Here is a 12,990-nt window from a genome sequence, read left to right on the forward strand (position 1 = left end):
TCCGCCCAGACATCCTCGATTTCGCCATCGTCGTTAATAATCTCAATCTGTAAGTGCTCGCTTGGCCCATCGAATTTGGGTTCGGCGAATAGTTCTGTCGCACCGGTAAAATCAATAATCGTGAACCAAAGTTTGTCTTTATCTTCTCGAATGCGCGTTCCCCGCCCGATTATCTGTTTGAAAGTAACTAACGATTCAATCTTTGCAAAGAGGATTACGTTTTTTACAGTGGGCATATCTACGCCGGTAGTTAGCATTTGAGAAGATGTCAGGATACCGGGACTGTTCTTTTCGACGTCTTTGAAATTTCCCAAATGATTTAGTCCGATGTTACCCTCGTCGCTTGTTACTCGCTCGCAAAAATCCGGGTTATCTATCAAGACGTCAGGTATTATTTCGCGGATTCGATCTCTTATTTTTTCTGCGTGCTCTTGATCGACACAAAAGATAATTGTCTTATTGTCGTAAATACCGGCTTCGTTTAAGTAATCAACAATATATTTCGCCGCGATTTCGTTTCTACTCGCTAAGCAAAGAATCCGCTCATAGTCTGAAGTTGAAAACGCTTTATCGGGTATTTCATTGCCGTATTTATCGAGGGTTCCTTCCGGAAACCTTAATCCCTTTGCATCCACATTCATAACAACACGCTTTACACGATATGGCGCTAAGAAACCGTCTACAATTCCTTGTTTGAGTGAGTAAGTATAAATCGGTTCGCCAAAATATTTGTAAGTGTCGATATTATCGGTGTGTCGGGGTGTAGCGGTCATACCGATTTGTGTTGCAGGTTGGAAATACTCCAGTATTTCGCGCCATGTGCTGTCTTCTCGTGCGCTCCCTCTGTGACATTCATCCACAATTATTAGGTCGAAGAAATCCCTATCGAATTGGCTATAGAGGCCTACTTTATCTTCCCTATCTGCTAAGGCTTGGTAAATCCCGAAATATATCTCTCTTCCTTTGACCGCTTCTCCTGATATTTTATGAACAGCATTCCCGAAAACTGGGTCGAAGTAATCTTTTCTCGGTTCATCCACTAAGATGTTCCTATCGGCAAGATACAATATTTTCGGATGCAGGTCTTTTCCTCTGAGATTCCATTTCTGGTCCCAAGCTTTCCAAATTATCTGCATAGCGGTGAACGTCTTTCCTGTCCCCGTCGCCATCGTTAATAGCGCTTTTTTCCTTCCTTTGAAGATAGCTTCACAAGCTCGGTTAATAGCGACCTGCTGGTAATATCGAGGTTTCTTTGGTTTACCGTCCCAATCAAGCAACTGTCGATTATTCGGATAAAGAATTTTCTCGGATTCTTTATCGCTTATCTCCCTGTAGGCTGAATACCTTTTCCATAGGTTTTCCGGTGTCGGTATCCTGTCGATTTCGCTTTGTTTTCCTGTCGTGTAATCAAACTCAACAATACCGTTTCCGTTTGTCGAATAAGCGAATTTTACATCGAGCATTTCCGCGTATTCTTTGGCTTGGCTTAGTCCATCGGAGGGTTTCTTATAAAAGGCTTTCGCCTCGATAACGGCGATTGGATAGTCGGGGGTATGTAGGAGAATGTAGTCGGGTTTCTTGCCCTTCATACGGATATGCTTATTCCCAACGACTTGAATTTTGCCACTCGTAATATAATGCTGTTCCGCGATATGGTCGTCATCCCATCCGTTGGAATAAAGCACCGGCAAAACATATTTTCGGCAAGTATCCGCTTCTGTATCTCTTGAGAATTCTATCACAACCATCTCCTCTTTTATTTCTAAACACAATATATAGTCTCGCAATTTCGTAAATACAAGGATTATTCTACCCGAAATTTAACCAGCCGTGGTCGGCAATGCCGACAGATGTCTTGCTCAACGCACCTTCCTCAACATGGCTTTTGATGTAAGCGGGAGGGTCTAAGACCCTCCCCTACAGATTTACGCTATATTTAACCAGCCATGGCGTTTGCCCGGCACAAACGGTTTGCGGACGAGGGCGAGGGATTTGTCCTCGAACTTGAACATCGTTGTGATGTCGCCGAAAATCTTTTCGCGGTAGGCGCGGGAACGCGCGGCGGCGAGTATCCGGTTGCGTGAAATGTTCACTTTTACCGTTACGTCAGCCGAAGGGGGGTCGAGCAATAATAATCGGGTGTTGTTTGATGCGGAGTCGCGCTCCAAACTCACGGCCGTGCAGCATCGCACGCGAACGATGCCGGAGGTTGGCACGATCTGCGTCGTTTGGTATTTTCCATCGGAAGCCTGCGAATTTGCGGAGCTTCGGCCCGTTGTCGTGCCCTTCGCCTCGAAAATGCCGAAACTGCCGTCGGGGAATGTGCATACGAAATCCGGTCTCGAAAGGCCGAGCGCTTCGACCTCGTTTTGGTCGAGGGCATCCGCCGTGTCGCACCATGCTTCGCAGTGGAAGATCTCCTCCATTGCCCACGCGCAGAATCCCATGCCGAACTCGTCGGAGAGATTCGCTTTTTTGTGCGGGTCGATTTCGGAGAACGACAGGCGCAGATTTTCACCCTCGCTGAAACAGAAGCCGTATTTCCAGAATGGATAGAGCGACATGAGATCTAGCGGCCCCGCACTCTCGACGGCGCATGCCTCGCCGATTGTGCGGCAGAGGTGCATAGGCAAAACGGGCTTTGTGTATTCGCCCTGATAAATCGACCATTCCGGCCATTCGCACCCCTCGATGATTATCGCATGGTTATCGTTCAGGTTTTGGAACATGCTTTCGAACGCGGCGAATTCGAGCGCAGAGAGTTCGATAACTACTTGATCGTTGACGATTTTGATATTCATGAAAGCCTCTTGCAGATATGATGAAACAAGCCGGTTTGAATTTGTAATGCTCTTCAAAATCCTATATTTCAATTTTATCTTAAACAATGTAAAACGAGTTGTCGGGATTCGCAACGGAAAAAGCTGAGAGTTGAGAGTTGGTAAGGGAGAATTGAGAGAGGAAAGTGTAATGAAGCGGAGCTTCCAAGACAATGGTATTACGTAGCTGAAGCTACGTAACGAGAAGAAAGGTAGTTTTCGGCGGCGTAAAGAGATATTATGATTTCGCGTTTCGGTCGCAATGACATACCCTAAAAGCGGCGGGTAATATTACCCAAGTTCGCGTAAGTCGTTGTGGTTCTGAGGCTCCTCAACATGGTTCGCGGTCTCCTCAGTTTGATGTATGCTCTCCTCAACATGGTTTTGACCTCCTCAAGATGAAGCGCGGCTTCCTCAACATGGTTCGCCGATTCCTCAACTTGGTTTTCGGGGTAATCGGGAGGTTTTTTTTCAAAACCTCCCGATAGAATAGGCTATTTCGCGATATGTATAGTCCCCTTACAGAGAACTTTGCCATCTCTAATAATGACATATACATACACCCCTTTTGGAAGCGGATTATTCGATGAATCCATGCCATTCCAATTCGAGATGTCCTCGAGAGTGACTACCGGTCTTCCCTTGACATCGTATATCTCTACAGTCGCTTGCTCGATGGCCTGCCCCGGATAGGCGAATTTTACCTCGTCGTTAATCAGATCGCCATTGGGAGAGAATGGATTAGGTGTCGCCCTGCAATCTGCTGATCCTATGGTTAGATTCTCGCAGGCAGTATTATTAGCTTCGTTCGACTCGATAACATCATCATCAGCATCAAGAATAAGACAAAGCGGCACATCGCCGTTGGCAAACGCCGCGCCTAGGCTGGAAATCGGGATGATCTCGTGAATTGTATCTCCCGGCTCGATATTGTTATACTCGATACGGTTTATAACCGAAGCACCAGCGGTAATCTCGACAAAAACAACCGGCAAAGTGTCCACACCATCATAAAAACCCACGCCTTCGAAAACGAAGGAATCCCCCTCGACAATCGACGAGGGAACAAGGGAGACATGGTCGGTAGAAGTCCAAAGATCGGGCAGAACCTCGACATGATATTCCCAGCAACTATCGAGGATATTTGGATCGCAAAGATCGGGCGAGTCAAATATCGAATCGAGACAAACTAAAACCGTCTCCCCCGGATCGAACGACGATTCGGGAATTAGATAGAGTTCTTCGCCATCCCATGTGAGATATCCGTCGCCGGGCATATATTCATAGCCGTTAACCCAAAGCGTGAGCGATGCCACATCAATACCTGAGCCGGAATCCGCTATCGAGATCGAGAATGTCGTTCCTGCGCCGATTGCGCCATAGGGAATCGGCGCTATCGAAGCGACTACCGGCGTAGCATAATCGATGAAATATGTCACACAACTATAGTCATCGGCGGGATTGCCGAGAAGATCGGATGCGGTCGCGCAAACGGTGACGGTGTCGCCATCGAATGGCCCGGAAGACGGCATGTATATCAGGCTGTCGTTGCGGAAAATCCATTCAGCCGAAACTATGCCATTAACTGTAAGATCGATGCTCGATGTATCGATGCCATCCGGATCGACGAGCGAGAAAATCGCTCCTTGCGATGCACATGCGCTCCAGAGTGAGTCTTCAGGTGGTTCGATAACCGCAATAACCGGCCCGCCAGCGGAAATATAAAATTCCCAGCAGATCGAATCGGAGTTCGCCCCGCAATAGAGCGCTAAATCCGCAGCATAAACGCAAACCGCTACTGTATCGCCACCGAGCCACACCATTCCGCTGTCTGCGGGGTCGAAACGAAGAGTGTCACCGATAAGAGTGGGATCGACACCCATTCCATTAATGAACATGGCTATCGAATCGAGATCGAGTCCGGCGATCTCGTCCCAGAGGCGAAGCGAAATTATCGGTGATAACGTCGCCAGACCTCCCGTCGGAACCATTTCAGCAAAGACCGGCGGCTCAAGATCGACGATGAAATTCACGCAAACCGTATCGTCGATATGGACTCCGAAGGTATCGGAGGCATCGACGAGACAGAGATCAACCGTATCGCCGTTGTTCCATGCGATAATTGGTGTGAAGAACAGCGTATCGCCGGAAAACATAAGCTCCGAGCTGTGAGTCGTGAAATCTGCAGTGTCGTTCAATACGACGTGAATATCCGAGCGAACGACATCGCCTACGAACAGCCATGCCGCGTTCTGAAGCGAACAGCTCGTCACCGCGCCGTCCTCGGGGATAATCACATCAGCATAAATATCGCTGATTATGATATAGAACTCACAGCAAATAATTGTGTCGTTGTCGCCGGTGCAGTAGTCCGCAGAATCGGCAGTATAGACACAATATGAGACAGTATCGCCGTCGTGCCAAACCGTATCGAGCATCGAGACAGTGATCGTCATCGTGTCCGAAGTGAAATAGATGGTGTCATCAGCGAAACCGACCCACGAAGCTCCCCAATAAACCCCCGCTGTATCGTCTTCGAGAGTGATAACCACGCTTGACGATTCGTCGTGAACCTCTGTGAAACAATCGGGGCTCAAGAAATAAACCTCCGGCGGCGTATAGTCGATGTAGAAATCGACGCAGATAGGGCCGTAAAGGACGTTATCCGAAACATCATAAATAGAATCTAGACACACCAAATGCGAACCCTCCGTCCAATCTGTGGGAGGTGTATATACCAAGGTATCCGGGGTGGGAATCTCCACCGACGCATCGAGTATGGAATAGACCGTGCCGTCAATAGATAACCAAATCCTGGTTGTGTCGATGCCAGTTTCAGCATCAAATATGCTCCAGATAACCTGCTGGAATTCGCACGCCGAGATCGCGCCATCGAATGGGTAAATGACATCGGCGCTCGGCGGCAATGTGTCTTCGAGAATGACCGTCCAGCTCGTGTCCAGGCGATTCGGATCGCAGTAATCGATAATGTCCCATAGTGTCAGCTCGATGAGAATCGTATCCCCGATGGCGAAGCTGTCGGGATAGAGCGTCATGTCGAAGAAGATCGTATCGCCGATCAAATAACTATACGGCGAATCCGGGCCGCCGTCGATGCCGTCGATGGTCAACGCGAATGTATCATACTCCACTCCTCCAATAACATCGACCGGCAAAATCGCGAAAAGCGGATTTCGGGTTCCGGTCGATGGATACGGCGACGTGAACTCGACGAACGGCGGCGAAATATCGATTATCATGCTGTCGCCGGAGGGATATGGCAGCGAATCGCCGCTTTCATCTATCAATCGAGTAATATAAAACGGAACGACCTCGCCATCAGCGAAGCAAATTATCTCAGATAAATTCCAGATGAGCGAATCCATCGCAGCGGAGGTGTAATACGCGCCATCCGCCGAAGAGTATTCGATGCCGCCAACCTCGACTCGCGTGCAGGAATCTACCAGCGGGAAAGTCGATTCGAGATTCCAAAAAATTATCGGACACTCACACGACGAGATGATTCGCCCGTCACCGTCGATATCCTCCGGCAGAATAACGCTCGCGGAAATATTGCTCAATATAACCTCGATATCGAAACAAGAAATCGTGTAATTCGGGCCGCAATAATCCGCGCAATCGTCGTGGGCAAATGCACATATCGAGAGTGTATCGCCGGTAGCGAGGCTGGACAGCTCAAACGACAAAGCGCCATAGATGGTAGTATCGTGAGTGCCGCTTCGGAGGACGATAACAGAATCCATAGTCGCCGTCGTGCATATCGAATCGTGTGTTGTGAGCGAAATAGTCGCTATCGGTGTTGTGATCACCGGCGGCGATGTGATCGAGATAACCGGCCCGTCGCGGTCGATGACAAATCCACCCGGCACCGAATCGATAATATCCGTGCCGATAGTGTCGCTCAGGGAAACCAGCGCCACGCTCGCTCTATCGACCGAATCCCAACATGCAAAGAACGATGCGTCTATCGTCAGGCTGTCGAAATCCTCCGAAAAATCCATCCAGACCGGGTCGTATGGATAAGCAGTTCCCTCGACGCGAACAACCGTCGATTCCGGCTCGATCCCGAAGGACGATATTATCCCGAACACTACCTCCTGGCATGGACACGCGGTGATAGTATCGCCATCGCCGTTAATATCGATCGGAGCGAGCCAGCTCGCCGATAAACTACCGATGAGAATCTCGAAATCGATGCATGCATCGGGAAATTCGTTACGGCAGTAATCCGGTGAGTCGGAAACTGCGGAAGTAACGCATATCTCCACGATGCTATCCAGCGGGAGGGTATCCGAACCGGCGAAGAAGAACGTGTCGCCGACCCAATTCCATTCCGGGCCGAAAGGATAATCCAAGCCGCCGAAAGAAATTACATAACTCAGCGAATCGTGCGCGATGGAGAGCAGCGAATCGTCGAAGACCATGAAAGCCTCGCCGCTCAGCCCGGCGACGATAGACGAGCCGTCGACCGGATAGCTCGAAACGAGCACCGGCGGCTCGTAATCGGCAATGAAACTCCCGGAAAGCGGCATCCCAAGTTCCACTCCAAGTAAATCATTTGCCGCAATTAGGGTAAAATCTATTGTATCGCCGTGGCTCCAGCACGGCGCAGCCGGCGTGAAGGTCAGGATCGAATCGCCGTCCCATGAAAGCTCTGTCGAGGTTAAATCATAGACCGTCCCCTCGACCTCGAGTTGTATTGACATCGTATCGATGCCATCCTCGTCGAAGATTCCGATAAGGATGGGCTGGCAATCGCAGGCGCTCGTGGCGATTCCGTCGGAATCGAGATCGACCGGCTCGATAATCCACGCTGTCGGACCACCGGATAAAATAATATAAACCCACCAGCAGGTATCCGGCGCGGTATTTGGCGGACAATAATCATAATCGGGATGATCGGTTATGGCCGTAACGCATATTCGGATGCTGTCGCCGTTTTCGACCGTGGGCAATGAAACCAAACTTCCCCAAGGATAAGTCGTCGAAGAAACTACGGTATCGGCACGCCAAAGCTCGATAAGCGCCATAGAACCGAATAGCGGACATATCGAGTCAAACACATCGGCTGAAATGATGAAGCTCACGGGATAATCCTCGAAAACCGTGTCCGGTGACGGGGAAAAACCGCCGAGCACAACCGGTGGGTCGGCATCGACGATGAACCAGCAGCTAACGATGTCGTCGAGCGGACAACCGGCCTCGTTGTATGCGCCGATGAGAGTGACCGTTACTGTGTCCCAGCTATCGAAGGCCATCATCAGACCATCCGGAATGAAGCTGAGTTCGGAGGTTGCGCTGTCCCAACTTAAAAAACCGCTCGCGACTGTTAGAACTGTATCTACCGGCCCTGAAGGCCCATCGACCTGAAGTCTTACCCGGAATGTCGTATCGTCGATGTCGAAACCTGTTGTGTCTGTTATGATCCATGTAACACCTTGATCGGTGCAGGAAGTGATATAGCCGCACGAGTCGGGATAAACGACTTGCGCGAAAGGCCCGGCGGTGCAGTAGAAAACATCGAAAGACCAACAGGTATCGCCGTAATTCGGATCGCAATAGTCCGCGCAATCGTCCCTGAAAAAGGCGCAGGCGGTAACCGTATCAAAGCTCGCAAGACCGGAGATGGACGCTATCGATGTGCCATAGAAAACCGTATCGATTCCCGAAAGCGGGGCGATAACCCGAATACTGTCATACACCGCGTCGGAACAGATAGAATCGACAGCGATAATAGAAATATCCGTGAACTCATCGGAAACAGTGGCCTCCATAAGAGGCCATAAAGAACTCGCCACCGGCGGCGAGAGGTCTATCACTACATCGCCGCAAATCGGAAGGCCGATATGCGCGCCGGTAATATCCCAAACCGAAATCAAGCATAAAACGCAACTATCGCCATCCTCCCAAAGCTCGTCGCCCAATGGATCCCATGTCAGCGTATCGCCAATTAAAGTAAGATGTGGGTCCGGCCAACTATATTCAACTCCGCAAATCTCGACGGAAACAGACTCCGGGACAATATCAAAATCGTGAACGAGGAGCCACTGAACAATCTGATCTTCGCAAGATGAGATAACGCGAAAATCCGAATTCAAATCTATCGGCTCGATCAACATCGCCGTGATACTTCCCGCGATAATCTCGAATACACAGGTATCCTGCCCCCAATTACAAAACGAATCCCGGACGGCGACAATTAGAGTGCATGACTCGCAATCCGTGAGTGGGATGGTCAAGTCCAACAGGGTATCCGAAACAACAAAACTCTCGTCTATTCCGCAAGAATCCGAGAAAATATGCACGGAACATGGATCGCCGCGATAAAACCAATCCTCGATGTGCCATGAGATATGGACGCCGGCGCCCGCGAGAACGGAATCTCCCGGACATGAAATCGAAACTCGCGGCGCACGCGAATCGAGACAACCGAGAGCCACAAAGGTCGAAGCTATCGAGTCGCCATCGGCAACGAATTGGAAATTACATCCCTCATATCCCGGTAGATCATCGGAAAGAAGCCATTCGAAGCAATGAACACCCGTGTCAGACACCACACCGACATCACCGGCCTCGCCGGAAAGAGTCGCAAGCGGCACACCCCATGTGCTTCCGCCATCGGAGGAAGCCGCAATATCGATATCCAACAGCGGTTCGCAATTTGAATTAAGATGATAGCAAAGCTCGACAACATTCTGAAGGTCACAATTTGTTTCTTCTGTGAACCAAGCCGTATCTATCCATGCCGAACATGGATCTTCTATATAAAATGTCCAGCAAGAATCGAGGACATTCGGCGGGCAGGTGCAATACAGGGTATCAAAAATCATGTCTATCGCGTGGACGCAGACCTCGATGGTATCGCCCGGCGAGAAATTGCTGGGGATAGTCGGTGTGGCAGGATAATCTGTAGTATCCAAACCGTTCACTATGACCGATGTAACGACGCTATCCGTCCAAACGCCGGCACCATCGTCATCGAGTGTAAAAACAATATTAAAAAGCGTATCGGCCATCACTGTATCGGCTGGTGGATACTCCGAACCGGAAACTATATAGGGCGGGGATAAATCGACGACAAAGCCACACTCGATTGCCGAATAAGCAGTTAGGGTTATCATAAAAACAATAATGGCGATTCTAAGTGCTTTACTCATCTTCGCCTCCATTCTCTCGGGTTTCCGTTATCGTGACTACAACCCTCCTGTTAATAACTCTTCCTTCAGGGAGCCCATCATCGCCTATTTGTTCACGAACAAGAAAGCCTTCTTTCCACAATTCCAGGGTATATGGTTCAGTTTCAGCGTAACCCTTACTCAAAATATTAACATCGTGTTCAATCATCCATTGTTCAAGATTTTCTCCGTCTGTTAGCTCTAGAATCCCAGTCATATATGCCATGAGCCTGATTTCCACACTTTTAGCACGGTCCCGCGAAAGTTCGAGATTGCGTCTGTGGCCACCTATTATGTCTGTATGGCCCTGCAGCTCGGCATAAATCGATGATTCATCTGAAGACCCTTTTTCCACAATATATCGTGCAACCCACTCGAGGCGATCCTTAAGGTAGCGCGACTGCGGTGAGGGTGCATCGAAGATGAATTGCACGAGAAGAAGTCTATCTGTTCGCTCTTCACGATAGATAACCTCTGTGCCAAGCTCTTTTCGTGTGCATTTTTCAGAGGTTTGCCCGAGTTCATCCACGGCTGAAATACACACCGCAAATTTTTCGCCGAAGGGGATTAATCCGCCCTCTGAGTCCCTCCAATCCCACGATATCCGTTCATTAACTCTATCTTCGCCGGAGGCTATAGTAAGAAGACGATTATCTTTTTCGTCTAGGAAAAAGAGTTCCCATTCTGAAATATCGATTTCTGAATGGGCCGAAAAAACTATCTGGCAATCTGCAAATTCCTCTGGTTCGTAGCTAAGGGCTGAATGTATTTCGCGGGGTTTATATGCAATGGCATCACCGGAAAGGAATGCTAATACTTTTCCCTCGGACAAGGTCTCGTCCGAACTGGCTAAAACTCTATGTTTAAGAAACTCGGGTAATTCACCAAGAAGTATTCGTTTTATTTGAAGAGATTTATAAATAGCTTCTTCTAAAAGGACGCCTTTCTCCGAAACGCGAATCACAAGCATGGAAAGTGGATTGCTTTTTAATTCATCGAGCACATCTGCAACAATATTCTTTGCCTGATGACTATCGAAAAGAGCAACATCTGATTCGAATCGAACATCGGGCATCTCGATTTCGATTTCGACGCGGCGATTTTCCTCATCTACAAGGCGTTGATACTCGGTGTATTGGCTTTCTCTAGCAACCCTGCGTTTGTCTGGTGGTTCGTCTCCTATAATTATCCTCGCCTTAGCTTCCGCAGCGCGTTTTAAAAGAGCAGACCTCACTGCCCGAGCCCGTTTTGCGGCTATTTCCCGCGAATCGGGTTCAGAAAGAGAATCATAATAACCATTGATAACAAATTTGGCTGATGGATTGAGAAGAATCCGCTCAGAGAGTATATCGAGAAGAGAATCGAATCTTATATCTATCTCGGAAGAGCCTTGTGTAAAGAAAATAACCGGCACAATAGATTCGTCCTGATTGATATAGCTCGCCTGATTAATCCTCAGTGTCTTGGGAGTTGCAGATACTTCGATTGTGGGAGGAAAAAAGATTTCTACAGAAGTAATCGCCGAATTATTTTCCTCATCAGATTCCTTTATCGTATTTTTTGAATCGATTATCGCCTCTAAATCCAATTTCCCTGCTTTCTTGCATAAATATTCGAAATCGAACACTTGCGGAAGTTCAGGCGAAAGCTTATCGACAGTAAAAACCTTTAAAACATCGCCGTCGATCTTCAATTCCACTGAAACGGCTTTGGCTTCGAGAGCAGAAGTATAAGCCTTCAGATGTATATGCATGGTGTCATCGATAGCGTATTTCTCTTTGTCGGAAGATATATTCACCGCGAGATCGGGTAAAACGACAAGTGGTTCAATATAGCCAACAAGTGCGAAACCATGGCCTGTACTTGCTTTCCCAAGTTCGCTGTGATGATATGAAAATGTATAATCGAACCTAAGGGGTATCATCCAATCGAAGTTAAACCCCGCGCCGAGCGATAGATCACGGTCGTTAAAACCAGCGCGGAAATTGAGTAACTCGCCAATCGGCATTGATTCGTAGCCGAGGCCGTATCCAAAATAAGAGCCCTCGGGCGCCGAAAAAGCATAGCTCAAGTTACCATAAATCGAACCATGTTTACTCATATCAAAGCGAAGTTGGCTGTTTAATTCCCTTCCGGATTTGCTCTCGAAAACGCCATCAAGGGCCATATCAGGATCGATAAGGTTTTCCATCGACAAACCAAAATTAAATCTGCTTTTAAGGCGGATAGTCAGGCCGACATCGCCTGTAAAAACCAGCTTCGAGTTACCATTATCGAAGATAGGATCATCAATATTATCTTCAGGACCGAAATCGAAATCGCCCTCATCATATGAATCAAAAATCATCCTTGCTCTCGCGCCAAGCGAGAGAACACCGATATTTTTTGAAAAGACAAGCCCTAAATTAGATATGGAGTATATATCAGATTGGGTTAATCCCCAGGAAAGTCCAGTTGAAAAACTCCTTAAGCTATGAAGATAACCGACATTGGCTAAATTTACAGGTTCTCCCAATCCTGCAAAAGGTGATTTGTAAGAAATTATAAAAATGTGGTTCTTGTTGATAGAAGCAAGGGCTGGATTGCCATCAGAAATAGCATCTTCGGAAATGAAGCTCGAAAAGGACCCGACTGCTTCGCCACGAGGTGTGGCAAGAATTACTCCAGAAATAAATATTAATGCGATTATATGAAGCTTTTTCATCTTTATCCTATTCTAAACAATATATATATTAAATATACACTAATAATTAATTTATTAAACCGCTTCGGTCAAGGCCAAAAGTTATAAAAAAAGAAAAATACAAGATTTATATATTTAGCGTTAGTTTTAAAACAGTTCAAATAACACTCAAATTGAGCTAGCTTTTAAAACATCAAATTTCAAGGCGCGAGAAAGACCATATTACTATGGGCGAACGAATAAATTGGAATTTTGAAAGATAAAAAGTCTAATAAACTACTCTCTCGACAAC

At 47.8% G+C, this 12,990-nt stretch carries 4 protein-coding genes; all 4 read right to left on the minus strand.

Annotated elements, in window-relative coordinates:
* Window positions 1–1,742: DEAD/DEAH box helicase family protein (locus KAH81_05605; protein ID MCK5833130.1), on the minus strand; the 1,742-nt coding region annotated here is incomplete at its 3' end.
* 183 nt (window positions 1,743–1,925) lie between these two features.
* Window positions 1,926–2,801 (minus strand): hypothetical protein, encoded by an 876-nt coding sequence (locus KAH81_05610; GenBank protein ID MCK5833131.1) that lies wholly within the window; start codon window positions 2,799–2,801, stop codon window positions 1,926–1,928.
* 512 nt (window positions 2,802–3,313) lie between these two features.
* On the minus strand, window positions 3,314–9,997 hold the full coding sequence (locus tag KAH81_05615; GenBank protein MCK5833132.1) for a gliding motility-associated C-terminal domain-containing protein: 6,684 nt from the start codon (window positions 9,995–9,997) through the stop codon (window positions 3,314–3,316).
* Entirely contained in the window at window positions 9,990–12,719 is a 2,730-nt protein-coding gene (locus KAH81_05620; protein MCK5833133.1) for a type IX secretion system membrane protein PorP/SprF, read from the minus strand. Before KAH81_05620 ends, KAH81_05615 begins: the two co-directional genes overlap by 8 nt.
* Between the last annotated feature and the right edge of the window lie 271 nt (window positions 12,720–12,990).

The organism is bacterium, from assembly GCA_023145965.1.
GTDB lineage: Bacteria > UBP14 > UBA6098 > UBA6098 > UBA6098 > UBA6098.